The sequence below is a fragment of the Pantoea anthophila genome (genome assembly GCF_026104315.1).
Classification (GTDB): Bacteria; Pseudomonadota; Gammaproteobacteria; order Enterobacterales; family Enterobacteriaceae; genus Pantoea; species Pantoea anthophila.
In genome coordinates this window covers 515,941-540,937 of sequence record NZ_CP110473.1, presented here as the reverse complement: position 1 = coordinate 540,937, position 24,997 = coordinate 515,941, and the positions used below count along the sequence as shown (strand labels likewise).

The 24,997-nt window shown below is 56.4% G+C and carries 23 protein-coding genes and 3 tRNA genes; 8 read left to right on the top strand and 18 right to left on the bottom strand.

All coding sequences use genetic code 11. The features are described from left to right. Nucleotides 1-6 precede the first annotated feature (6 nt). The 12 genes from nsrR to nnr all read right to left on the bottom strand — a co-directional run bounded on the left by nsrR (nt 7) and on the right by nnr (nt 12,999). Nucleotides 7-450, bottom strand: coding sequence for a nitric oxide-sensing transcriptional repressor NsrR (gene nsrR, locus OJ965_RS05165; protein ID WP_111208582.1), 444 nt, complete (start codon nt 448-450; stop codon nt 7-9). 218 nt (nt 451-668) lie between these two features. Continuing rightward, nucleotides 669-1,967 (bottom strand): adenylosuccinate synthase, encoded by a 1,299-nt coding sequence (locus OJ965_RS05160; RefSeq protein WP_265138136.1) that lies wholly within the window; start codon nt 1,965-1,967, stop codon nt 669-671. 166 nt (nt 1,968-2,133) lie between these two features. Beyond that, nucleotides 2,134-2,334 carry a DUF2065 domain-containing protein gene (locus tag OJ965_RS05155; RefSeq protein WP_009087464.1) on the bottom strand — a complete coding sequence of 67 codons (201 nt, stop codon included), beginning with the start codon at nt 2,332-2,334 and terminating at the stop codon, nt 2,134-2,136. 56 nt (nt 2,335-2,390) lie between these two features. Further along, nucleotides 2,391-3,395, bottom strand: coding sequence for a protease modulator HflC (gene hflC, locus OJ965_RS05150; RefSeq protein WP_009087465.1), 1,005 nt, complete (start codon nt 3,393-3,395; stop codon nt 2,391-2,393). 3 nt (nt 3,396-3,398) lie between these two features. After that, complete coding sequence (gene hflK, locus OJ965_RS05145; RefSeq protein WP_009087466.1) at nt 3,399-4,637, bottom strand: FtsH protease activity modulator HflK; 1,239 nt, start codon at nt 4,635-4,637, stop codon at nt 3,399-3,401. Nucleotides 4,638-4,729: 92 nt separating this feature from the next. Further along, nucleotides 4,730-6,010, bottom strand: a complete 1,281-nt coding sequence (gene hflX / locus OJ965_RS05140) for a ribosome rescue GTPase HflX (RefSeq protein ID WP_009087467.1) — start codon at nt 6,008-6,010, stop codon at nt 4,730-4,732. A 73-nt stretch (nt 6,011-6,083) separates the two neighbouring features. Next, the gene (gene hfq, locus OJ965_RS05135) at nt 6,084-6,395 is read right to left on the bottom strand and encodes an RNA chaperone Hfq (protein WP_009087468.1); all 312 of its coding nucleotides are present in this window, start codon (nt 6,393-6,395) and stop codon (nt 6,084-6,086) included. 104 nt (nt 6,396-6,499) lie between these two features. Then, nucleotides 6,500-7,450 carry a tRNA (adenosine(37)-N6)-dimethylallyltransferase MiaA gene (miaA, locus tag OJ965_RS05130; RefSeq protein ID WP_046102612.1) on the bottom strand — a complete coding sequence of 317 codons (951 nt, stop codon included), beginning with the start codon at nt 7,448-7,450 and terminating at the stop codon, nt 6,500-6,502. Continuing rightward, the gene (gene mutL / locus OJ965_RS05125; protein ID WP_140924859.1) at nt 7,443-9,299 is read right to left on the bottom strand and encodes a DNA mismatch repair endonuclease MutL; all 1,857 of its coding nucleotides are present in this window, start codon (nt 9,297-9,299) and stop codon (nt 7,443-7,445) included. The genes miaA and mutL overlap by 8 nt, the downstream gene beginning before the upstream one ends. A gap of 48 nt (nt 9,300-9,347) precedes the next feature. Beyond that, entirely contained in the window at nt 9,348-11,009 is a 1,662-nt protein-coding gene (amiB, locus tag OJ965_RS05120) for an N-acetylmuramoyl-L-alanine amidase AmiB (protein WP_154929182.1), read from the bottom strand. Then, nucleotides 11,006-11,482 (bottom strand): tRNA (adenosine(37)-N6)-threonylcarbamoyltransferase complex ATPase subunit type 1 TsaE, encoded by a 477-nt coding sequence (gene tsaE / locus OJ965_RS05115; protein ID WP_009087471.1) that lies wholly within the window; start codon nt 11,480-11,482, stop codon nt 11,006-11,008. The genes amiB and tsaE overlap by 4 nt, the downstream gene beginning before the upstream one ends. Then, entirely contained in the window at nt 11,479-12,999 is a 1,521-nt protein-coding gene (gene nnr / locus OJ965_RS05110; protein WP_265138128.1) for a bifunctional ADP-dependent NAD(P)H-hydrate dehydratase/NAD(P)H-hydrate epimerase, read from the bottom strand. The genes tsaE and nnr overlap by 4 nt, the downstream gene beginning before the upstream one ends. On the opposite strand from nnr, the gene queG reads away from it, so the two are divergent. Next, complete coding sequence (queG, locus tag OJ965_RS05105) at nt 12,998-14,137, top strand: tRNA epoxyqueuosine(34) reductase QueG (RefSeq protein ID WP_046102615.1); 1,140 nt, start codon at nt 12,998-13,000, stop codon at nt 14,135-14,137. The genes nnr and queG overlap by 2 nt on opposite strands. A gap of 350 nt (nt 14,138-14,487) precedes the next feature. Here the strand turns inward: queG and OJ965_RS05100 are convergent. The 4 genes from OJ965_RS05100 to orn all read right to left on the bottom strand — a co-directional run bounded on the left by OJ965_RS05100 (nt 14,488) and on the right by orn (nt 15,467). Further along, nucleotides 14,488-14,563: transfer RNA gene (locus tag OJ965_RS05100), tRNA-Gly, on the bottom strand. 25 nt (nt 14,564-14,588) lie between these two features. Continuing rightward, a tRNA-Gly gene (locus OJ965_RS05095) sits at nt 14,589-14,664 on the bottom strand. Between the two features lie 24 nt (nt 14,665-14,688). Further along, nucleotides 14,689-14,764 (bottom strand) — tRNA-Gly (locus OJ965_RS05090). Nucleotides 14,765-14,918: 154 nt separating this feature from the next. Next, nucleotides 14,919-15,467: an oligoribonuclease gene (orn, locus tag OJ965_RS05085; protein WP_009087476.1), complete on the bottom strand. Its 549-nt coding sequence runs from the start codon at nt 15,465-15,467 to the stop codon at nt 14,919-14,921. 101 nt (nt 15,468-15,568) lie between these two features. On the opposite strand from orn, the gene rsgA reads away from it, so the two are divergent. The 3 genes from rsgA to mscM all read left to right on the top strand — a co-directional run bounded on the left by rsgA (nt 15,569) and on the right by mscM (nt 21,034). Further along, nucleotides 15,569-16,618 (top strand): small ribosomal subunit biogenesis GTPase RsgA, encoded by a 1,050-nt coding sequence (gene rsgA / locus OJ965_RS05080; RefSeq protein WP_265138126.1) that lies wholly within the window; start codon nt 15,569-15,571, stop codon nt 16,616-16,618. Between the two features lie 169 nt (nt 16,619-16,787). Next, on the top strand, nt 16,788-17,687 hold the full coding sequence (gene asd / locus OJ965_RS05075; RefSeq protein ID WP_009087480.1) for an archaetidylserine decarboxylase: 900 nt from the start codon (nt 16,788-16,790) through the stop codon (nt 17,685-17,687). A 14-nt stretch (nt 17,688-17,701) separates the two neighbouring features. Continuing rightward, on the top strand, nt 17,702-21,034 hold the full coding sequence (mscM, locus tag OJ965_RS05070) for a miniconductance mechanosensitive channel MscM (RefSeq protein ID WP_265138125.1): 3,333 nt from the start codon (nt 17,702-17,704) through the stop codon (nt 21,032-21,034). 289 nt (nt 21,035-21,323) lie between these two features. Here the strand turns inward: mscM and mdh are convergent, their stop codons facing one another. After that, nucleotides 21,324-22,262, bottom strand: a complete 939-nt coding sequence (gene mdh / locus OJ965_RS05065) for a malate dehydrogenase (RefSeq protein WP_265138124.1) — start codon at nt 22,260-22,262, stop codon at nt 21,324-21,326. A gap of 428 nt (nt 22,263-22,690) precedes the next feature. Here mdh and argR point away from each other — a divergent pair, with 428 nt between their 5' ends. From argR to yhcN (OJ965_RS05045), 4 genes are all read left to right on the top strand, one after another. Further along, nucleotides 22,691-23,161 carry a transcriptional regulator ArgR gene (gene argR, locus OJ965_RS05060; protein ID WP_009087485.1) on the top strand — a complete coding sequence of 157 codons (471 nt, stop codon included), beginning with the start codon at nt 22,691-22,693 and terminating at the stop codon, nt 23,159-23,161. 507 nt (nt 23,162-23,668) lie between these two features. Further along, on the top strand, nt 23,669-23,932 hold the full coding sequence (gene yhcN, locus OJ965_RS05055; RefSeq protein WP_009087487.1) for a peroxide/acid stress response protein YhcN: 264 nt from the start codon (nt 23,669-23,671) through the stop codon (nt 23,930-23,932). A gap of 74 nt (nt 23,933-24,006) precedes the next feature. Then, entirely contained in the window at nt 24,007-24,270 is a 264-nt protein-coding gene (locus OJ965_RS05050) for a YdgH/BhsA/McbA-like domain containing protein (protein ID WP_009087488.1), read from the top strand. A 91-nt stretch (nt 24,271-24,361) separates the two neighbouring features. Beyond that, entirely contained in the window at nt 24,362-24,625 is a 264-nt protein-coding gene (yhcN, locus tag OJ965_RS05045; RefSeq protein ID WP_009087490.1) for a peroxide/acid stress response protein YhcN, read from the top strand. A gap of 53 nt (nt 24,626-24,678) precedes the next feature. Here the strand turns inward: yhcN (OJ965_RS05045) and OJ965_RS05040 are convergent, their stop codons facing one another. After that, nucleotides 24,679-24,948, bottom strand: coding sequence for a barstar family protein (locus OJ965_RS05040; protein WP_009087492.1), 270 nt, complete (start codon nt 24,946-24,948; stop codon nt 24,679-24,681). Nucleotides 24,949-24,997: the final 49 nt, after the last annotated feature.

Genomic DNA, 24,997 nt, shown 5'->3' with positions numbered 1-24,997 from the left:
CCGATGTCATTTAATGTTTATATCCGCCGGCGATCTGGACAGTATGATTTCATAAAGTGGCGTATTGCCTTCGACCAAATCGGCCAGCGTATAGTTATCCAGCTCCTGCAAAAATCGCTGTACTGCATCATGCAGCGCCTGTTTAAGACGGCAGGCGGGCGAAATGGAGCAGGAGGGGCAATCGACTAATTGTAGCGGCTCCATCCTGCGGACCACTTCACCAATCACAATCTGACGCGGCGGCATACCCAGACGAATACCGCCATTTTTACCCCGTGTTGCAGCGACATAGCCCGCCCGGCTCAGCTGATTAATGATTTTGACCATATGATTACGCGACAAACCGTACGTGTCGGTTACCGCAGTAATATTGGTCTGCTGGCCTTCGGGTAACGAGGCCAGATAAATCAGGGCCCGTAAGCCATAATCAGTAAAACTCGTGAGCTGCACAGTAACCTCAGTGAACCTTCAGGCGTGGCATGACATTGTTCGCCTTACAATGGGTGTCGGGATTAAATCGGATCGCCATTCGATTAACTACGATGATAAACCAGAGTGTGATTGGCCGTGCGTTTTTTTCAGTCAGCACCGGGTTTGACAAGCGAAGGGAAGATAAGTGGCATCAGAGAGTGGAAAAACAAGGGCCGGACAGCGTCCGGCCTCAATCATTATGCGTCGAACGGATCGCGCAGAATCATTGTTTCACTGCGATCGGGACCGGTTGAAATAATATCAATCGGCACACCCGTTACCTCTTCAACGCGCTTGATGTAATCACGCGCCGCCTGAGGTAAACCTTCCAGCGTCTTAACGCCAAACGTTGTCTCGCTCCAGCCTGGCAGCGTTTCGTAGATCGGCTCAATGCCTTCCCAGTTCTCTGCTGCCAGCGGCGTAGAGGTCACTTCGCGGCCATCCGGCATACGGTAAGCGACACAGATTTTCACCTCTTTCAGGCTATCCAGCACGTCCAGCTTGGTCATGCAGAAACCTGACAGGGAGTTGATCTGAACTGCACGGCGAACGGCTACCGCATCCAGCCAGCCGGTACGACGACGACGTCCGGTGGTCGCACCAAACTCGTTGCCCTGTGCACACAGGAACTCACCGGTTTCATCGAACAGCTCGGTCGGGAACGGGCCTGCACCTACGCGGGTGGAGTACGCTTTCACAATACCCAGCACGTAGTCGACATAACGCGGGCCGATACCTGAACCGGTCGCCACGCCACCTGCGGTGGTGTTGGACGAGGTCACGTAAGGATAGGTCCCGTGGTCGATATCCAGCAGGGTACCCTGCGCGCCTTCAAACATGATCAGATCGCCACGCTTACGCGCGCTGTCCAGCAGTTCAGAGACGTCAACCACCATGCCGGTCAGGATGTCAGCGACTTCCATCACATCGCTCAGCACTTTGTCGAAATCGACGGCTGGCTCTTTGTAGTACTCCACCAGCTGGAAGTTGTAGAAATCGACCACTTCCTTCAGCTTGGCAGCAAAGGTTTCTTTGTTGAACAGGTCGCTGACGCGCAGTGCGCGACGCGCCACTTTATCTTCATAAGCTGGTCCGATGCCACGGCCGGTGGTCCCGATCGCTTTGGCACCGCGCGCACGTTCACGCGCCATGTCCATCGCAACATGATATTGCAGGATCAGCGGACAGGCTTCAGAAATCAGCAGACGTTCACGTACCGGAATCCCGCGCGCTTCCAGACCTTTCATCTCCTTCATTAAGGCTTCAGGAGAGAGCACAACACCGTTACCAATGATGCTGGTCACGTTATCGCGCAGAATGCCAGAAGGGATCAGGTGGAGGACGGTTTTTTCACCGTTGATGACAAGCGTGTGGCCCGCATTGTGGCCGCCTTGATAACGCACAACGTAATTCGCGCGTTCAGTCAGAAGGTCTACAATCTTACCTTTACCTTCGTCACCCCATTGGGTGCCCAGTACGACGACGTTCTTACCCATTTCTCAAAATCACCGATTGCTTAAAAAAGGATTCTACCATCTGATCCCGCTGTTTTCAGCACTTTTAGCATACGATTGCGCGCTTTTTTGCCTGAGTTTTGATCACTACAACATGTTGGGGATTCTGGCGCAAAAAGGCACAATTTAGCCGGTTTTAGCCACGGTTTCAGACGTTGCCGTGCAGACTCAGCATGCAGTAGATGACCATGCCTGCCACCACCAGTCCGCCGCCGAAACGGTGCAGCAGACGATCCGGTAACCGGGTCATCGACAGGATCATGCGTCGCCAGAGGCGTGGCATAAACATCGGCCCCAACCCTTCGAGCACCAACACCAGCGCCAGTGCCATCCAGATGCTTGTTTTCATTCTGATACCCAAAAAAAAGGCCGACAACATTGTCGGCCTGTAGGTTATATCAGTTCTTAGCGTGTCGCGTTAGAGGGCGCCTTCATATATCGGAAGAAGTCGCTATCCGGGCTTAACACCATCACGTCCTGATTTTCGCTGAAGCTGTTTTCGTAAGCACGCAGGCTACGAATAAAGGCGTAGAAGTCAGGATCTTTGCTGAACGCATCGGCAAACAACCGGGCCGTTTCCGCATCACCATCACCGCGGGTGATCAGCGCTTCACGCTGCGCTTCGGCCAGCGTACGCGTGACCTGATAGTCCGCCTGGGCGCGCAGTTTTTCCGCCTCTTCCTGACCCTGTGAACGCTGGCTGCGTGCAACCGCTTCACGCTCAGCGCGCATACGGTTGAAGATCGCATCAGACACTTCGGTCGGCAGGTTGATCTGCTTGATGCGCACATCAACGACCTGAATACCTAACGCGGCCATACTGTTCGGATTCGGAGCGGGCTCATTGCTGTTGGTTTCACGCTCAACACGGGCCGCTGCGCTGGCAATCGCGTCATCCGCCGCTGGCGTCGCCACTTCATCATCACTGCCGACAGAACCGGTGTTCAGCGCGTCACGCACGTCCGTGGTCAGGCGACCGCGGGAATCCGTAACGATATCTTTCACATCCAGACGGCCCATTTCAGAACGAAGGCGGTCACTGAACTTACGTTTCAGCAGCACTTCCGCCTGAGAGACATCCCCGCCACCGGTGGCCAGGTAATAGCGACTGAAGTCGCTGATACGCCACTTGATGTAGGAGTCCACGATCAGATCTTTCTTCTCTTTGGTGACGAAGCGATCGGCCTGATTGTCCATGGTCTGGATACGCGCATCCAGCGTCTTAACCGTTTCCAGGAATGGGATCTTGAAATGCAGACCCGGCTCAAACACCTGCGGCTTGTTTTCGCCGTCGCGCAGGACTTTACCGAAGCGCAGCACGATGCCGCGCTCGCCTTCCTGCACCACAAACAGCGACGCATAGAGCGCCACCAGCACGACGATAATTAAAAATATTATTGGCTTACGCATCGATTACTCTCTCCCTTCGCGCTGGCTGTCGCTGCGCTGAGCATTCGCCCGGCGCTGATCCATGATGTTGTCCGGACTGTATGACGACGTGTCATTGCGGCTGGCATTGCGATCGGAGAGCGCAGGCAGTGACGAGCTGGTGCCGCCCTTCTGACCGTGCTGGCCGGATGCAGCCTGACCGCCACGCATCAGCTGGTCCAGCGGCAGCATCATCAGATTATTACCGCGATCGTTAACCAGAACTTTGCGGGTATGGCTCAGTACGCGTTCCATGGTCTCAATATAGAGACGCTCCTTGGTGATCTCTGGCGCCGCTTTATACTCTGGCAGAATCTTGGCGAAACGCGCCACTTCACCCTGCGCTTCCAGAACGGTACGCTCTTTGTAAGCGCGCGCCTCTTCCAGAATACGTTGCGCCTGGCCATTCGCACGAGGCTGAACTTCGTTAGCGTAGGCTTCCGCTTCACGGACGTACTGCTCGCGGTTTTCACGTGCGGCGATAGCGTCATCAAACGCAGATTTCACCTCTTCTGGCGGACGGGCCGCCTGGAAGTTGACGTCCAGTACCGCGATGCCCATGTTGTACGGGCGAATCGTCTCGTCAATTTCACGCTGGGTATCGCTACGCACCACGGTACGGCCTTCGGTGAGGATGCGATCCATGGTAGAACGACCAATTACGCCACGCAGCGCGCTGTCTGTCGCCTGACGCAGGCTGTCGTCGGCGCTGGTGACCGCATAAAGATAGCGTTCCGGATCGGTTACGCGGTACTGCACGTTCATCTCTACGCGCACCACGTTTTCGTCGGAGGTCAGCATGACGCCAGACGCCGCCAGTTCACGCACCGACTCGACGTTGACCGCACGAACCTGATCGATGAAGGTCGGCTTCCAGTTCAGACCTGGTTCGACCAGGTGACTGAACTTACCGAAACGCGTGACCACGCCCCGTTCCGCTTCTTTGATGGTGTAGAAACCGCTTGCAGCCCAGATGACGACCGCCGCTACCGCGACGATGCCAGCCAGTTTGCCACCGCTGCCGGAGCCGCGCTGACCGTTATCGCTCTGTTTGCCACCGCCCAGTCCGCCAAGCTTCTTGCTCAGTTTACGGAAGATATCATCCAGATCAGGAGGCCCGGATTCCCGTCCTCCCTTATTCCCCCCAGAGTTGCCGCCTTGATTATTGCTGCTTCCCCACGGGTCGCGGTCCTGTCCGTTATTTCCGGGCTGATTCCACGCCATGTTCTACTCCATTTATTGTAATTACGGTTTTTACCCTTCATTTTTCGGATGCGACAATCGTCTAATGTTAAGGTAAATGCGTTTTGGCAATATCAAACAATGTAACTGGTCAGCGACGGTTCCTGCTTACATAAACGCATCCATTCAATAATGGGCATACGTATCTGCAATCCTACACTGCCGTCTTCTTCATTCCACTCTTTCTCAATCGCCTGCAACTGATAGAAGCGACTGCGAAGTCGCCCCGCTTCCGGTGGCAGACGTAATGCATGCTGAGCAATCTCCCCGGACAGCCGCTCAGAGAGCGCCTGCCAGAGCAACGGAAGGCCTGCACCGGTCTGGGCAGAGAGCCAGACACGAATCGGCAGATTCTCTTCGTTGCGATCGATACGCGGCTCAAATCCGTCGAGCATATCGATTTTATTCATCACCAGTAACGTCGGGATCTCATCCGCCTCAATCTCTTCGAGGACGGCATCGACGGCGGCCATATTATCGGTGACGCGAACATCGGCGCCATCAACCACGTGCAGCAGCAGCGTCGCCTGGCGTGTCTCCTGCAGCGTGGCTTTAAACGCGGCAACCAGGTCGTGAGGAAGATGGCGAATAAACCCGACCGTGTCCGCCAGCACGACTTCCCCGACATCAGCCACATTCAGACGGCGCAGCGTAGGGTCGAGCGTCGCAAACAGCTGGTCTGCGGCAAAGACGTTGGCCGAGGTCATGGCATTAAAGAGGGTCGATTTGCCGGCGTTGGTATACCCCACCAGCGAAACGGTCGGCACATCCGCTTTGGCACGTGACTGACGCCCCTGTTCGCGCTGCTTTTCAACCCGCTCAAGGCGAGACAGAATCTGGCTGATGCGTCCGCGTAACAGACGGCGGTCTGTTTCTAACTGGGTTTCACCCGGACCCCGCAAACCAATCCCGCCCTTCTGGCGTTCAAGGTGGGTCCAGCCGCGCACCAGACGTGTGGCGAGATGGCGAAGCTGTGCCAGCTCGACCTGCAATTTACCTTCGTGGGTGCGTGCCCGTTGGGCAAAGATATCCAGAATTAAACCGGTGCGATCAATGACCCGGCATTCGCACAGGCGCTCGAGGTTTCTTTCCTGAGCGGGCGTAAGGGCATGATCGAATAAGACGACCGATGCTCCTGTTGTTTTTACCGCATCGGCAATTTCAACGGCTTTTCCTTCACCGACAAAATACTTGGGGTGTGGCGCTTTACGGCTGCCAGTTACCACTTGCAGCGCCTCAACGCCAGCAGAAGAGACCAGGGTTTCAAACTCCTGCAGATCTTCTACTTCTTTGTCTTGGGAGAACCAGATGTGTACCAGTACGGCCTGCTCACCGGCATCATAACGGTCAAACAAGCTATAACCTCGCTAAAATAAAAGACCAGGACGGAAAACCACTGTTCTCCGATCCTGGCTGTACGGCGACGCGTTACTCTGCGTTATCACCGTCTTGTTGTGGCTGTGGCTGCGCAGATGTGTTGCTGCCACCATGATGGTAATTGTTGCTGCCGCCACCGGTATTATTGCTATGGTGAGAAACCGGGCGTGAAGGAACAACGGTAGAAATGGCGTGTTTATAAACCATCTGACTTACCGTGTTTTTCAACAAAATGACGAACTGATCAAATGACTCAATCTGACCCTGCAGCTTAATACCGTTAACCAGATAAATCGAAACCGGAACACGTTCACGACGCAGTGCGTTCAAAAACGGGTCTTGTAATGATTGCCCCTTAGCCATTCTATCTTTTCCTTATATGCTTGTTGTTTGTTGCTCGTAGAACCTATGGTTCTGAAAAAAACTGCGTAAAAATTTGCGCACGATAACTCATCAATTGTACACAATCACCCATGCTTCGCACTAAGAACCTGTAACACCGTATCACGCGCCAGCCGGGGCTCGTCACTGTCAAGCCAGTGAACGTTTTCCCAGCCACGTAACCAGGTCATCTGTCTCTTAGCAAGCTGCCGGGTTGCGCAAATTCCCCGATAAACCATCTCGCTGTAATCGATTTCGCCTGATAAATAAGACCACATCTGACGATAGCCAACACAACGAATGGAAGGCATGTCCGTATGCAAATCACCTCGTGCAAACAGGGCCCGAGCCTCCGCTTCAAATCCTGACGCCAACATCTGCTCAAAACGTAACGCGATGCGCTGGTGCAGCAGTTCGCGGCTCGCGGGGGCGATGGCAAACTGATGCACGTCGTAGGGTAACGCTTCACCGGAGGTTTTTGTCAGTTCCGTTAAAGTTTTACCCGAAATAAAAAAAACTTCCAGTGCTCGCGAAAGTCTCTGCGGATCATTCGGATGAATACGACTACCAGCAACCGGGTCGATCTCACACAGCTGGCGGTGCAAAGCTTCCCAGCCTTTTTCACGCGCCGTTTGCTCTATCTGCTGACGAACGTCGGGATCGGCCGAGGGCAACGGCGACAATCCTTCAAGTAACGCCTTGAAGTAGAGCATGGTTCCACCAACAAGCAACGGAATTCGTCCAGCCTGAACGATATCCGCCATTTCTGCTAAAGCATCGCGCCGGAACTCCGCAGCCGAATAGGCTTCTGCGGGATCGCGGATGTCGAGCAGACGATGGGGGGCCACTGCTAACTCCTCAGCCGACGGTTTTGCCGTACCAATATCCATCTGACGATAGATTAAGGCAGAATCGACGCTGATTAGTTCCACCGGTAACTGCCTGCGCAGTTCAATGGCTAATGCGGTTTTACCCGATGCAGTGGGTCCCATCAAAAAAATCGCCTTTGGCCGGCCAGCCTGGTTCAGTTCACTCATGCTTCAACGCGTTAATCGCGCTCTCAATCTCTAAGGGCTGTAACAAGCCTGAAGGTGGCGATTTCAGTAGCTGTGGACAAAGCCGTTCGAGCTCTGCCAGCAGGTTGATCGCCTGTGAGTGATTCCAGTCGGAGGACGCTGCATCCTGACGCCGTGCCAGCCACTGGGCCAGCTGCGTCGCAGAGTTCTCCTGCTGCCGGGCGAGATAGCCTAACAGTTCAGGAATCAAGATTTGTAAATTTTGTGTTCGTAACGGTAAAGGCACCGCACGCAGGGTCACGTGGTCACCGTCAGGCTGCAGATCGATACCCATCTGACTGAGCAGACTGCTGTTTTCTTTAGCGGCCTGACACTCCTCCCGCGCCATTTTCAGGCGCACCGGAATCAGAAGGGGCTGCGGTTTAAGCCCCTCTTCACCCGGTTCGAGCTGCGCCTGCTTCAGCCAGCGCGCCGCGACCGGCAGCGCCATCAGGAACAGTTTCTGGTCCTGTTCCAGCAGCGCATAGTGGTTCTGCAGGACGGTCAGCACCCGGCCAAAACTCTGCGCATGGGCCGCCAGCGGCGTGGCTTTCTCCGGCTGACGCCGCGCAGCCGGTTCGCGGGCTTCAGGCGCCGCCGCACTGGCGGCAGGCGTTTTCAGCAGCTGCTGATAAACCGCGCCTTCACGCTGACGATAGACGTTCTCTTTGTTTTGCCATGCGGGGGCTGGCTCACGGGCGGGCGCGGCCGGCCGGTTCTCACTGGCGGAGGTCGCAGGCTGGGCAAAATGGTTGCCCCCGGCGGCCTGACGATTCTCCGGCTGCCAGCGTGGGGCCGGTTCTTCTGCTTTCAGCGCGGGCAGCGCTGGTGCGGCAACCGCCTGAAGCGCGCTGACCACGCCCTGATAAATAAAGTCATGCACCAGACGTGACTGATGAAACCGCACTTCGTGTTTGGCCGGATGGACGTTGACATCCACCTGATGCGGATCGATCTCCAGATAGAGCACGTAAGCGGGTTGCTGCTCATCCTGCAGCTGGTCCTGAAAAGCCTGGCGGATAGCGTGGTTGATCAGCCTGTCACGCATCATACGGCCATTGACGTAGCAATATTGCAGCTCGCTGACCTGACGCGACCCGGCCGGATCGGCGACCCAGCCGCGCAGCGAAAGATCGTCATGTTGCCAGTCGATGCGCAGCGCATGCTGCATAAAGGTGGTGCCGCAGATGGCGGCCAGCCGCCGTTCGCGCTGACTCTCCTCGCTGACGGCCCGATACTGACGCATCATTTTGCCGTTGTGGCTGAGCGAAAAGGCGACATCAAACCGCGCCAGCGCAATACGACGAATCACCTCGTCAATGTGACCAAATTCGGTTTTCTCGGTGCGCATGAATCTGCGCCGCGCGGGGGTGTTATAAAACAGGTCCAGCACTTCCAGCGTGGTGCCGCAGGGGTGCGCAGCCGGCTTGACCGTCACCGCCATCTCACGCCCTTCGGCATAAGCCTGCCAGGCTTCGGTCTGATCGGCAGTACGCGAGGTTAAGGTCAGGCGGGAGACCGAACTGATACTGGCCAGCGCTTCCCCCCGGAACCCCAGACTCATGATCGCCTCCAGGTCATCCAGCGAGGCAATTTTACTGGTGGCGTGCCGGGCGAGCGCCATCGAGAGTTCGCTTTTCACGATGCCGCAGCCGTTGTCACGGATGCGGATAAGCTTTGCGCCCCCTTTTTCAATATCAACGTCAATGCGCGTTGCGCCAGCATCAAGGCTGTTTTCCACCAGCTCTTTTACAACCGATGCAGGACGCTCAACCACTTCCCCCGCCGCAATCTGGTTTGCCAGCTGAGGCGGTAAAATTTGTATCGGCATGGTGGATATCCTTTTGGCTGACAGCCCGGCGCGTAGCCGGGCGAACAATCAGGATGCAGGGATTTTCAGGTTCTGCCCCAACATTACGTTGGTCGACTTCAGATTATTGGTCTGCATTATCGCTTTCGGACTGACGCCATAGTGTGCGGCGATACCGGTCAGGGAATCCCCGACGACCACTTTGTGCCGCACAACACCCCGGGCGCGGGTCGTGCGGCTGGCCGTGGCACTGGCGGGCACCTTCAGCCGCTGTCCGACCCAGACCACATCCCGCTTCAGCGTATTCAGCTCACGCAGCGTCGCCATGCTGACGCCATACTTCGCGGCAATACCGGAAAGCGTCTCACCGCGCGTCACCGTATGACGCTGCGTTGCCCCCGTATATTGCGTCACCCCGGTCGCCGGGTTGCTGGCGACGCTAACCGCCGGCGACGAGCCCAGCGGCCGGTTTTCCTCCTTTGGGATGGATTGCAGCGGGTGCGCCAGGAAATAAGTGCGCAGACCTTTGTAGATCGACTGCGCAATCTTATCCTGGTGTGCGCTACTGCCAAGCAGTCGCTCCTCCGAGGAATTACTGATGAAGCCGGTTTCCACCAGCAGAGAAGGAATGTCAGGTGAACGCAGCACGCCCAGGCTGGCATGTTCAGGCAGCCGTTTATGCAGCGAGGTGACGCCGCGCAGCTGCTGCAACACTTTCTGCGCGATGTCATATCCGACGCGCTGCGAGTGACCAAACTGCAGGTCCAGCACCGCCTGGCTGAGGTAGGGATCCGCCTGGCTGTTAGCCAGCAGGTCGCCTGCGCCGCCCAGCAGCTCAGACTGTTTCTCTTTCTGCTCCAGCCAGTTAGCCATCTCGTTATTGGCACGGCGGTTGGATAAGACCCAGACCGATGCACCGGTAGCTGCATGGCTCGGCGCTGCATCCGCATGGATTGACACCAGCACGTTCGCATTGGCTTTACGCGCCACGTCAGAACGGCCCATCACTGAGATAAAATAGTCGCCATCGCGGGTCAGAACGCCTTTAAACATCGGATCGTTGTTCAGCAGCACCCGCAGTTTACGTGCAATCGCGATAGTGACGTTCTTCTCCTGCAGCCCGCGCTGTCCGATGGCGCCCGGGTCCTGACCGCCATGCCCGGCGTCAATCGCCACAATCACCGTGTCGTTGTGGCTGACCGTCGCGCCAGGGCGTACCGTACTGGCAGAACTGCTCACTGAGGTAACCGGATTGGCGTTAAACGGATTGGCAGCGGCACTCTGGACGGGCGCTCGCGACGGGGCTGTCACCGGAGCGGGTGCACTGCGCGTCACCGCCGGCGCTTTACCGGTAATCGTGAAGACCACGCTGTAGCTGTTGCCATTGCGCTGGGTAACCGCACGGGTTTTCCCCGCCTGCGTCAGCTCAAACACCAGCCGCACGCTCTGTTTATCTTTCGGGGTACTGGTCCGAATCCGCTTTACGATATTTTCCCCGCTGAAGTTCAGCGGCAGCCCCTGAACCACGCCGCTCTGGCGCACATCAAGCACCACACGATCGGGATTGCGCAGCGGGAAGAAGCCGTAAACAGGCTGTCCGGCAAAGTTCAGGGTAATGGTGGCCTGGCTGTCGCCGTTAGCCACTTTAATATCGGATAACGTGGCGGCAAACAGCGGTGTACAGACCAGCAGCAGCAGTGTCACCAGCGCGATTTTCATCCGTGACATCATGCCTGATCCCTGCCCTGATCAACGTGTTCAATCCATTGCTGTCCGGCTGCGGATTGTGCCGTCAGCTCCGCTTCCCGTGCCTCACCCACATAGCGCAGCGTCAGTGTGACATCGGGCGACGGCAGAAAACCAGCGCCCTGCTGCGGCCATTCGACCAGACAGATTGCCTCGCCGCTGAAATAGTCGCGGATCCCCATAAACTCCAGCTCTTCGGGATCGGCCAGGCGGTAGAGGTCAAAATGATAAAGGGTGCGATCACCCAGCGCATAAGGCTCCACCAGCGTGTAAGTGGGGCTTTTAACGTTGCCCTGATGGCCGAGCGCCTGAAGAAAGCCGCGGCTGAAGGTGGTTTTACCCGCCCCCAGATCGCCATAGAGATAAATCACTGCCGCGCTGCCACAGGCGCGCGCCAGCTGAGCGCCCAAACTGAGCGTAGCCGCCTCATCGGGCAAAGAGATAACACAGGTCTTCATGCTTCTTTATTCATCTCAGGATTAACAAACTGCCACAGTAGATCCAGTAAATCTGTTGCCAGCATACCGCGCGTGCCGCGTTGTGCCGCCACCGCATCGGCTGCGGCACCATGCGCCACACAGCCAGCGCAGGCCGCCCCGAACAGCGGCAATTGCTGACCCATCAGCGAGGCGATGATGCCACTCAACAGGTCGCCCATACCGCCGGAGGCCATACCGGCATTGCCTACATCAGCAAAGGCCATTTCGCCCTGCTCGCTGGCAATAATCGTACCGGCACCTTTCAGTACCACTACGCCACCATATTGCTGCGCCAGTCTCTGCGCTGCATGTAAGCGGTCACTCTCAATTTCACTGGTCTCGATATTCAGCAAACGTGCCGCTTCGCCAGGATGCGGCGTAATGATGCGATTCTGACGTTTCTCCGCACTGATTGCCAGCAGGTTAAGTGCATCTGCGTCCCAAAGCATCGGCTTTTCACTGCCTGCCACTGCTTTCAGCGCCTGCTTACCCCATTCGCGCTGTCCTAAACCAGGCCCGACCGCGATGACATCGGCCCACTCCAGCGCCTCTTTCAGGCGTTCATCGGTCAGTTCATCGACCATCACTTCGGGGCGGGCTGTCAGGATCGGGATAATGTTATCTTTGTGAGTGAGTACTCGCACCAATCCACTGCCGGTGCGCAACGCGGCCTCAGCCGTCATGCGCACTGCCCCGGCCGTTCCGGCATCGCCTCCGACGACCAGCAGACGGCCATGGTTGCCTTTATGCGAGGTGGGTTTGCGCGGCTTGAGCCAGCGGGTCAGTGCGCTGGCATCATAACGCGCCATCGGCGCGGTTTCTCCCGCGAGAAACGTCGCCAGGCCAAGGTCGGCATAATAGAGCGCGCCGATAACGTCGCGGGCTTTGCCGGTAAGCTGGCCCGGCTTCAGTGCCACGACGCTCAGGGTATGTGTGGCGTTAATCACCTCACCGGGCGTCGTGCCGTTTCGCGCGGATAAGCCGGAGGGCATGTCGATGGCGAGGATCGGTGCCGCGTGGGCGTTTGCCTGCTGAATCAGCGTGGCATAGGGTTCCGCAGGCGCGCGCTGTGTGCCGGTGCCCAGCAGCGCATCGACAATCACATCCACCTGCTCTGGCCAGGCCGCACCAGCCGCATGGATCTCGCCGCCCGCATCCAGCCAGGCGTCCCGGGCGCGCTGCGCCTCTTCCGGTAACGCTTTTTCACTGTCACACGCCAGCAGCGTGATGGTTTTACCCGCGGCCTGTCCCAGTCGGGCCAGCACATAGCCATCCCCGCCATTGTTACCGTGGCCGCACAAAATCAGCCAGTGGCGGGCGTCAGGCCAGTGCCGGTTCAGATGCTCATAGGCGGCCTGCCCGGCGCGCAGCATCAGTTCATAGAGGGTAATGCCAAGGGCATCGGCTCCCTGCTGCTCAAGCTGCGCCACCGCCTGCGCAGGCCAGACAGAATATGGTAAACTGCGGTCGTTTCTCTTCGAATCCTGGTCACTCATGTCATACCCTCTCGATCTTCATCAGTTCGCACAACAGATTAAACAGTGGGGATTAGATCTCGGCTTTCAGCAGGTCGGCATCACCGATACCGATCTCAGTGCGGAAGAGCCGCGCCTGCAGGCGTGGCTGGAGAAGCAGTATCATGGCGAGATGGAGTGGATGGCGCGACATGGCATGATGCGGGCGCGTCCGCATGAACTGCTTCCCGGCACGCTGCGCGTCATCAGCGTTCGCATGAACTACCTTCCGGCCAAAGCCGCCTTTGCCAGCACGCTGAAAAATCCCCGACTGGGCTATGTCAGCCGTTATGCATTAGGCCGCGATTACCACAAAGTATTGCGCAATCGCCTGAAAAAGCTCGGAGAAATGATCCAGCAGCATTGCAGCGAGCTTAACTTCCGGCCCTTTGTGGACTCGGCCCCGCTGCTTGAGCGACCGCTGGCAGCTAAAGCAGGACTGGGCTGGACCGGCAAACATTCGCTGATTCTGAATCGTGAAGCTGGCTCGTGGTTTTTCCTTGGCGAGCTGCTGATCGATATACCCCTGCCGATTGATACGCCGCAGCAGGAGCAGTGTGGCCGCTGTGTCGCCTGCATGACCATCTGCCCGACCAGCGCTATCGTTGAGCCTTACGTCGTGGATGCCCGCCGCTGTATTTCCTATCTCACTATCGAGCTGGAAGGAGCGATCCCGGAAGCGTTTCGCCCGCTGATGGGCAACCGGATTTATGGCTGTGATGACTGCCAGTTGATCTGTCCGTGGAATCGTTACGGGCAACTCAGCGATGAAAGTGACTTCTCTCCCCGCGCGGCCCTGCATGCACCGGAGCTTATCGATCTGTTTCAGTGGGATGAGGCGAAATTTTTGCGTATCACCGAAGGCTCGGCGATTCGACGGATTGGTCATTTGCGCTGGCTGCGTAATATTGCGGTAGCGCTGGGTAATGCGCCCTGGTCAGCGGATATTGTGCCAGTACTGGAACAGCGGCTCGGAGAGAGTGAACTGCTGGATGAACATATTCTGTGGGCGGTCGCCTGTCAGCAGCAGAAACGCCAGCAACTCGTCGTGGACGTGCAGCCTGCTCAGCAGAAACGTCTGGTGCGTGCCGTTGAAAAAGGTTTACCCCGTGATGCGTGATTAACCAGCCAGCCGGCAGTTTATCGTTTTCCACACGCTGTGAATAAAAATAAAAAGCTGTTGTCATTCAACTGCAATAACGGGCATTTCACGCTGGAATAACAAATTGAAATATCCTCATAATCAATAATATCAACAACTTAAGAAAAAGTTGTGTTTATTTAATAATGAGTCTACCGCTTCGTTTTAACGATAAAGCTGTGGATAACTCTGTTCAGAAACATTTTACAGATCGCCGTAAAAGGCGCAGACGATGGGGTGCCGTGCTGTGGATAACCTTAGGCTGACAATCAAAATCAGACGACGATAAACCGTCGGATAACTGATCACAATGAGGTTGATATTAAATCTGGAGCGGGAAACGAGACTCGAACTCGCGACCCCGACCTTGGCAAGGTCGTGCTCTACCAACTGAGCTATTCCCGCATAGAAGGGCACTGCTAAACAAAACTGGAGCGGGAAACGAGACTCGAACTCGCGACCCCGACCTTGGCAAGGTCGTGCTCTACCAACTGAGCTATTCCCGCAAAGAGGGTACTGCTGATTAAAACTGGAGCGGGAAACGAGACTCGAACTCGCGACCCCGACCTTGGCAAGGTCGTGCTCTACCAACTGAGCTATTCCCGCGCCTTGTACCGACACTAAATTCTTCACCGGTACGGGGTGCGCATTATACGAGAAATCATTGCTGCTGCAAGCGTCTGAAAGCAGAATTTTTCGTTTTCAGCGCGTTTGCCGATTAAATCGGCAACCTGGCGATTTCATGCGCACCCTTCGCGGATTAAAGCTGCAAAAAGTGTTCGCGGTAGTAAGCGAGCTCCGCCACTGACTCGCGGATATCATCCAGCGCCTGGTGTGTGCCGCCTTTTTTGAAGCCTGGCAGGATAGAGGGTTTCCAGCGGCGGGCCAGCTCTTTCAGGGTGCTGACATCCAGATAGCGATAGTGGAAGTACGCCTCCAGCTCAGGCATGTACTTAAACAGGAAGCGCCGATCCTGCCCGATGCTGTTGCCGCAGATAGGTGAGGTGTTCGCCGGCACCCACTGCTTCAGAAATTCCAGGGTGGCCAGCTCCGCCGCGCGATCGTCAATCGTGCTCGCCTTAACCCGCTCAACCAGACCGCTGTTGGTGTGGGTGCGGACATTCCACTCATCCATCAGCGCCAGCTGCGCGTCAGACTGATGAACCGCGATAACCGGCCCTTCCGCCAGAATATTCAGGTTGGCATCAGTCACCAGGGTCGCAATCTCAATAATACGGTCGTGAGCCGGATCAAGCCCGGTCATCTCAAGATCAATCCAGATCAGGTTCTGTTCATTTCCAGTAGCCATGCTGTTTCCTGCGGTTGCTATAGTCGTCATTCACAATGAATAAGGTGTATCATAGACGTTTTGCCCAGCCGGGCGAAATCTGGCTAATGCTGTGAGGGTGAGTGAGTAAAAATAAACTGTCGAAGGGCCAACAACGCCGCGTAAGCGCTAACCACGATCGCCGTCTCAATCAGCGTAAAGAGCGCCCGGAAGCGGACGACAACCTGTTTGGGGAAGCCGCAGATGGGGTTGTTGTCAGCCGTTTCGGCATGCACGCTGACGTTGAGGATAGCGCAGGCGTTGCCCACCGCTGCAATATCCGCCGCACGATCCGTTCGCTGGTGACCGGCGATCGGGTGCTATGGCGTCCGGCAACCAGCGGCGGCAAAGGGATTGTGGAAGCGGTGCATGAACGCACCAGCGTACTGACCCGTCCCGATTTTTATGACGGTGTGAAGCCGATGGCGGCCAACATCGATCAGATCATTATTGTCTCTGCGATCCTGCCGGAACTGTCGCTTAACATCATCGATCGCTATCTGGTGGCCAGCGAGACCCTGGAGATCGAGCCGCTACTGGTCCTCAACAAAACCGATCTGCTGGATGAGCGCGCGCGCGCCGTGGTCGATGAGCAGATGGATATCTACCGTGCGATTGGCTATCGCGTAGTGATGGTCTCCAGCCGGGCGAAAAATGGCCTGGACGATCTCGAAGCCGCCTTAACCGACCGCGTCAGTATCTTTGCCGGTCAGTCCGGCGTCGGCAAGTCGAGCCTGCTGAACGCCCTGCTCGGCTTCGACAAAGAAGAGCAGCTCGCGATTCTGACCAACGAGGTGTCAGACGGCTCCGGCTTAGGTCAGCACACCACCACTGCCTCACGGCTCTATCACTTCCCGCACGGCGGAGATGTTATCGACTCACCCGGCGTGCGCGAGTTCGGCTTATGGCATCTGGAGCCGGAACAGATTACCCGTGGATTTGTAGAATTTCGCGCCTTCCTGGGTGCATGCAAATTCCGCGACTGCAAACATGGCAGCGACCCGGCCTGTGCGATTCGCGAAGCGGTGGAAGCCGGTAAAATTCATCGCTCCCGTTTCGACAACTACCACCGTATCCTGGAGAGCATGGCGCAGGTAAAAACGCGTAAAAATTTCCCTGACGGTGAGAGTTAACCGGTATAACCGCGTGATCCGGTCTGACCAGAAGATTTTGCGAGGTGCCTTCCATTCGGCGACCCAGACCGTGCAGCATGCGCGGAATCAGGTATAGTCGCCATCAGAACGGGGCACTGCTACAATCCGCTTCCTTTTTTCAACGTCATAAAATAGCCAGGAGGCTAAGGTGTTTGATCGTTTAAAACTCGGCTTGAATCATATTCTCCCGAAGAAGTGGCTGACTGAACTCGCCGGTTGGGGCGCCAGTCGCCGCGGTGGTTGGTTGACCAAACTGGTCATTGACATCTTTGTCTGGTTTTACAAAGTCGACATGGCGGAAGCACGAAAGCCCGACACCGCCAGCTATCGGACGTTTAATGACTTTTTCGTGCGTCCACTGAAAGAGGATGCGCGTCCGGTGGATGCTGACGCCAGCCTGATCGCCCTGCCCGCAGATGGCGCTATCAGCCAGCTCGGCCACATCGACGGTGACCAGATTTTCCAGGCCAAAGGTCATCACTACTCGCTTGAGGCACTGCTGGCGGGTGATGAGCGAATGGCGGCCCGGTTTGTAGAGGGCGAATTCGTCACGACCTATCTGGCCCCGCGTGATTATCACCGCGTTCATATGCCGTGCAACGGTATCCTGCGTGAGATGATCTATGTGCCTGGCGATCTCTACTCGGTCAATCCGCTGACCGCGCGTAACATCCCGAATCTGTTCGCCCGTAACGAACGCGTCATCTGCTACTTTGAAACCGATATCGGGCCGATGGTGCAGATCCTGGTGGGCGCCACCATTGTTGGCAGTATCGAAACCGTCTGGGCAGGCACGATTACGCCACCGCGTGAAGGTGTAATTAAGCGCTGGCACTATCCGGCAGCGGATGATGAAGGCGCCGTGGTCCTGCTGAAAGGCCAGGAGATGGGTCGCTTCAAACTCGGCTCTACCGTCATCAACCTGTTCGCACCGGGCCGCGTTAAACTGGCTGAAAGCCTGGAAGCGGAAAGTAAAACCCGTCTGGGACAACCGCTGGCCCTGGCGCTGCCGGTCGCGACAGACCTCTCCGACGTCATCGTCGACTAAATTGAGTGTCCTCCGTGCGTTCGATTCTCCTCCTGCTGCTGAGCCTCTGGCTCAGCAGCCCGGCCTTTGCGGCCAGCCTTCCTGACGCCAGCCAGCTCAAACAGCAGCTGGAAGAGATAAAATCGGCCAAAAGCTCGCCCGCGCAGGCAGAGCAGATCCAGTCGATTGAAGCCGCCCTGAATTTCCTCTCTGAACGTGATGACTCCCTGGAGCGCGCAGCGCAGTATCAGCAGGTCATAGATGATTTTCCGCGTCTGGCGCGGGAGCTGCGCCAGCAGATCGCCACGCTCAGCGACAGCGGAAAAACAGTGCGCAGTAATATGAGCAGCGCCGAACTGGATCAGGAGATCCTGCAGGTCAGCAGTCAGCTTCTGGAAGAGGGGCGGCAGGCGCGCCAGGAGCAGGATCGGGCGCGGGAAATCAGTGATTCCCTGTCGCAACTGCCGCAGCAGCAGACGGATGCCCGCCGGGCGATGACGGAGAGTGAGCGTCGTCTGCAGAGTGCCAGCAACAGCAGCTCACCGCAGGGGCAGCTCCAGCTGGCGGCTCGCCAGGCGGAAAATGCGGCGAATAAAGCACTCGTCGATGAGCTTGACCTGGCACAACTCTCTGCCAATAACCGTCAGGAACTGGCGCGGATGCGGGCGGAAGCCCATCAGCGTAAAGCAACGCAGCTGGATAACTACCTGCAGGCGCTGCGCAATCAACTCAATGACCAGCGGCAACGCGAAGCCGAAGTTGCGCTGGCCCGCACCGAGCAGCTGGCAGAAAACAGCGGTGATTTGCCGCAGGACATCAGCGATCAGTTCCGGGTTAACCGTGAACTCTCTGTCGCCCTGAATCAGCAGGCGCAGCGGATGGATCTGGTCGCATCGCAACAGCGTCTCGCCACTAACCAGATCATTCAGGTTCGTCAGGCTCTCTCGACGCTGCGTGAGCAGTCGCAGTGGCTGGGTGCCTCTAACCTGCTGGGTGAAGCGCTGCGGGCGCAGGTTGCCCGGCTGCCCGAGATGCCAAAGTCCCAGCAGATTGACAGCGAGATGGCGCAACTTCGCGTGCAGCGTCTCTACTACGAAGATCTGATGGCGCAGCAGGAAACCCTGCGTAAGGGGCATCAGGCCAATGGTCAGCCCTTTACCGCCGAGCAGAAGCGTATCCTCGATGCGCAGCTCCGCACCCAGCGTGAACTGCTCAATTCGCTGATCTCCGGCTGTGACACGCTGATTCTGGAGATCACCAAGCTGAAGGTCGGCAATACTCAGCTTCAGGATGCGCTCAGTGAAGTCAAAGATGCGACGCACCGCTATCTCTTCTGGACCGCCGACGTCAGCCCGATTGGGTTAAGCTATCCGCTGGACCTGGCGAGAGATCTTTCCCGGCTGCTGTCGCTGGATACGCTGGGTCAGCTTGGGAAAGCGATAGCAATGATGTTTACCAGTCGCAACACGGTGCTGCCAATTATTGGTGCGCTGCTGCTGGTTGGCTTCAGTATCAGCTCGCGCCGCCACTTCAATGCTTTTCTGGATCGTTCTGCCAGCAAAGTCGGCAAAGTGACACAGGATCGCTTTCGTCTGACCATCCGCACCGTGTTCTGGTCGATTCTGGTGGCGCTGCCGCTGCCGGTGTTGTGGGGTACGCTGGGGTATGGCCTGCAGAACGCCTGGCCCTACCCTATCGCAGTGGCGATTGGTGATGGCATTACCGCCACGCTGCCGCTGCTGTGGGCATTCATGATCAGCGCCGCCTTTGCCCGCCCCAACGGACTGTTCATCGTCCATTTCCGCTGGCCGCAGAACCGGGTCGCGCGCGCCATGCGCTACTACTCGCTGAGTATCGGGCTGATTGTGCCGCTGATCATGTTGCTTATCGCCTTTGGTAATCTTGAAGACCGGAAGTTCTCAGCATCGCTGGGCCGCCTCTGTTTCATCCTGATCTGCGGGGCCATCAGCATCGTCACCGTCAGCCTGAAGCGTTCCGGCATCCCGCTCTATCTCGATAAAGAGGGAAACGGCGATAACATAGTGAACCGGATGCTCTGGAACATGATGATCGCCATGCCGCTGATGGCAGCCCTCGCCTCTGCCGTAGGGTATCTGGCGACCGCGCAGGCGCTGCTGGCTCGTCTGGAAACCTCAGTCGCTATCTGGTTCCTGCTGCTGGTCATCTATCACATCATCCGCCGCTGGATGCTGATTCAGCGGCGGCGTCTGGGCTTTGATCGCGCCCGTCAGCGCCGTGCCGATATGCTGGCGAACCGGGCGCGCAGTGAAGAAGAGAAAGAACAAGGCACCCAGAACACCGACGCGATTGAAGTTGAGGAGCCGGTGATCGACCTGGATGCGATCAGTGCGCAGTCGCTGCGGCTGGTGCGCTCCCTTCTGACATTGATCGCCCTGGTCTCGGTGATTGTCCTGTGGTCTGAAATTCACTCGGCCTTCGGCTTCCTGGAGAATATCCAGCTGTGGGATGTCAGCACCTCCGTGCAGGGCGTGGAGTCGATTCAGCCGATTACCCTGGGGTCGGTACTGATTGCCATTCTGGTGTTTATCATCACGACTCAGCTGGTGCGCAACATGCCAGCCCTGCTTGAGCTGGCGCTGTTACAGCATCTTAATCTGACGCCGGGCACCGGCTACGCCATCACCACACTGACCAAATATCTGCTGCTGCTGATAGGCGGGCTCATTGGTTTCTCCATGATCGGCATAGAGTGGTCGAAGCTGCAGTGGCTGGTTGCCGCATTAGGTGTGGGACTGGGGTTTGGTTTGCAGGAGATTTTTGCCAACTTTATCTCAGGCCTGATCATTCTGTTTGAAAAACCGATTCGTATTGGCGACACCGTGACGATTCGCGACCTGACCGGCAGCATTACGCGGATCAACACCCGTGCCACCACCATTACCGACTGGGACCGCAAAGAGATTATCGTGCCGAATAAGGCCTTTATCACCGAACAGTTTATTAACTGGTCGCTCTCCGATTCCGTTACGCGTGTGGTGCTTACCATCCCGGCCCCGGCCAAAGTGAGCAGCGAACAGGTCACCACCATCCTGACGCAGGCGGCGGAACGCTGCAGTTATGTGCTGGATACACCGCAGCCGGAAGCCTTCCTGGTCGATTTGCAGCGGGGGATTCAGCTGTTTGAACTCCGGGTGCATGCCGCTGAGATGGGACATCGTATGCCCCTGCGTCACGAGCTGCATCAGCTCATCCTGCGCGGATTTGAGCAGCACGGTATTGAGATGCCGTTCCCGCCTTTCCAGATGCGCATGGAGACCCTGGGTAAGAAGCTGCCTGCCAGTAACGGGACACCGGCGGCCCGTGCCTATAAATCGGGTGGCCTGTAAGAGAGCATGCCTGGCAGGGTCGGGGAAATGTGAAGTTAAGCTGATAAAGTGTGCGCAGGGTGAATTTAACCGCGACGAATAAACCTGAAGCGAGGGGAACACGGTCAGAAGAGGAAAGCGTCCCGCACCAGGGATGGTGCGGGCCGAGCGTGTCATGGATGACGGCTTTTGCGTCTTTCCGATCTGACCGTGTTCCCCGCGCAGGCACACTCTCACAGCCAGATGAACCCGAATTTGTCACAAACAAAACGCCCGACGAAAGCCGGGCGTTTTCAGTCAGCGACGTCTGCTACTGCTTAACGAACGCCTCTCCCTGTTCGATATCTTTCTTCAGGGTTTCCAGCATGCCTGACAGCGCCTGCTGCTCATACGCACTGAGTGTGCCGATCGGCTTGCGTTCAGCAATCCCGTTTTTACCCAGCAGCAGCGGCTGTGAGAAGAAGCGCGCATGTTCGCCCTCACCTTCCACATAGGCACACTCCACCACGTTCGCTTCGCCATTCAGCGCGCGTACCAGTGACAGCCCGAAACGCGCAGCTGCCTGCCCCATCGACAGCGTGGCCGAACCGCCACCGGCTTTGGCTTCCACGACCTCGGTGCCGGCGTTCTGAATACGTTTGGTCAGATCCATCACCTCCTGATCGCTGAAGCTCACTCCTTTGACCTGAGAGAGCAGCGGCAGAATGGTCACGCCAGAGTGGCCGCCAATCACCGGCACTTCAACCTGGTCAGGCTGCTTGCCTTTCAGCGCCGCGACAAAAGTATTGGCGCGAATGATATCCAGCGTGGTGACGCCAAACAGACGGTTCTTATCGTAGACGCCATGCTTTTTCAGCACTTCCGCCGCGATAGCAACGGTGGTGTTGACGGGGTTAGTGATCACCCCGATCAGGGCTTTCGGCGCGGTTGCCGCCACCTGTTCTATCAGGTTACGGACGATACCGGCGTTAACATTAAACAGGTCCGCACGATCCATACCGGGTTTGCGTGCGACACCTGCTGAAATCAGGACCACGTCGGCACCTTTCAGGGCTGGCGTCGCGTCTTCTCCGCTGAACCCTTCAATAGTGACGGCAGTGGGAATATGGCTGAGATCAACGGCAACACCCGGTGTCACCGGGGCGATGTCATACAGTGAGAGTGCTGAACCTGCCGGAAGCTGGGTTTTGAGCAGAAGTGCGAGCGCCTGGCCTATGCCGCCAGCGGCACCGAGAACGGCAACTTTCATTCTTGACTCCTTATTAAGGTGGGGCAGAGATGGGCCGAAATTCTATCTGTGTAAGACCTTAATCAACTGCTCAGGCGATAATGATAATCCGCTGTTAATTCTACGTGTTTTCACACTTAATCGCCGGATTCAAAAGTTACTTATCATGTCGCCTGAATGACCGACAACCGTGCCGTCGTCAGACAGAGAACGGCTATGTTCGTTTTCTGTTACTACACCACCAATAGTATAACAACTTTGCAACCTTCGCCTTTCGGGGCTGTGACAGGGGTTTTGGTCTGAAGGGATTTATTTGCTATTATCGCCGCCCGCTAGCCGCCCGAACCCTGCTCATCAATCGACCGATTGCATAAAAATGCATTTAAATGCATAATCACCACTCTGCCGCGGGCGGATGCGCGGTTATTCTTTCTATTTATTGGTAACCTATGCGAAACCCATCGAAACAAGACGATCTGATCAAGGCTTTCAAGGCCTTATTAAAAGAAGAAAAATTCAGTTCCCAGGGCGAAATTGTTCAGGCGCTTCAGGATGAGGGCTTTGAAAATATCAATCAGTCCAAAGTCTCGCGGATGCTGACCAAGTTTGGCGCAGTGCGCACCCGTAATGCCAAAATGGAAATGGTCTATTGCCTGCCTGCCGAGCTGGGTGTGCCGACGACCACCAGCCCGTTAAAAAACCTGGTGCTGGATATCGACTACAACGATGCGCTGGTGGTCATTCACACCAGTCCGGGCGCAGCACAGCTGATTGCACGCCTGCTGGATTCATTAGGAAAGTCGGAAGGAATTCTTGGCACCATTGCCGGGGATGACACCATCTTTATTACCCGTGCGCGTGACTTCACGGTCAAGCAACTGCATAGCGCGATCCTCAACCTGTTTGAACAGGAACTCTGATCGCTGACTGGCGGCCGGCCATCCTGCGCCTGGTCGTCAGTTCATCTCTCTGCCGCGCTTTCTCTGCGGTTTGCGCTTCTCCTCTTCCCGTTACGCGCTCCTCTCGTGACTGCCGTTCTGCGAGGCTTGCCCCCGTTTTCAGGCAGCAGGCTGGTGGTCAGATAGCGTCGTCTGCTTCACCTTTTGCGCTATTTTACACTGCTTTACATCACTAATCCGGCCGCATTGCCCGGATCCAGATCAAACACCAGCCCGATATACCACCTTCTTTCGCACGAAACGTTAAAGTCATTTATCCCCTTGTTTCTGCTGTTAAAACACGCTCAAAGCTCATTTTTCACCCTGTTTTTATAACGTCCGGTTATTAAAAGTAGCCATAAGGATAAAGAATCACAAAAAAACATTATTAGCGCGGTATTAATTTCTGACGTTATTAGTCCTATACTTATTTTCGTGATGCAAATCACACTAACTAAAAAGATAAAAACAGACGACGAGGAAAATTTCATGAACGTAAAAACTACCATCGCTGCTCTTAGCGTGCTCTCTGCCCTGTCATTCGGTGCTGTGGCAGCAGAATCTATCACCGCCTCTCAGGCACAGGATCTGCAGGCTGTCGGCACCATCAGTGTCAGCGGTGTAGCGGGCTCACCGATGGATATCCGACAGAAACTGAGCGACAAAGCCGATCAGCAGGGCGCAAAAGCCTATCGCGTCATTGAGGCTTACAACAACGGCAATTATCACGCGACCGCCGCGCTCTATAACTAAGGCGTCGCCCCACTCCGGCTGATGCGATAAGCCGCGTGCCGGAGAGCGTAAGCAGAATTTCAGGAGAGCAGAAAATGAAAACCAAACTTGCCATCGCTGCACTGAGCATCGCCCTGTTTTCAGCAGGTGCCAGTGCCGCCAGCCTGGTTTCTAATGAACAGGCGCAGGGTTTGCAGTCAATGAACCAGACCATCAGCATTGCGGGCCGTAACGGCGACCAGACGCATATCCGTCAGGTTCTGTCGGAGAAAGCGGATGCGCAGGGCGCAAGCCACTATCGCATCATCGAAAACAACCAGGACAACACCTGGCATGTGACCGCTGAGCTGTATAAATAATTCACTGTGATGACGCCTTGTGGCGTTGAAAATATCGACGACCCGCACCAATGATTAACCGCAGGTTGTTGAATGTAATGAGGAGACGAACATGAACATCAAAACAACCATCGCTACAGTCAGTCTGCTTTCCGTTATGGCTTTCGGCGCTTCCGCCGCGCAGCTGGTAACCGGCGATCAGACGCAGAACCTGCAGCCTGCGGGCACCGTAACCATCAGTGGTACCGCGGGTGCACCGATGGATTATCGCGCTGAACTGTCTCAGAAAGCCGATGAACAGGGTGCCAGCGCCTATAAAGTGATCGAGGCGCGTACCGGTGATAACTACCACATCACCGCACAGCTTTATAAGTAATTCCTCGTCACTATCATGACGAACCCTTTGGCCCCGCTCGCCGGGGCCTTTTTTCATCTGACGTTAAAGTGAAGCTGACCTTCCAGCTCCTCTTCAGCTTCATCAAAGAGTAAAATCAGGGCCCCATAACGCCGTCGCTGTCCTCTGCCCAGATTGATGAACTCAATCTCCAGCGGCATCGGGAGCAGATCCCCCGTCACCACATCCCATAACCCATCCAGATCGCAGATGCGACGCTCATCCAGCGCGAATCGCTCGCTAAACTGGCGGAAAAAATGGGCCTGGTCGACAATTTCATTAAAATCAAAACGCTCGGTTTTCATGCTGACGGCTCCCATGCTCCGTCTGCGGGCGACCTTCGCCGCCCGTGCC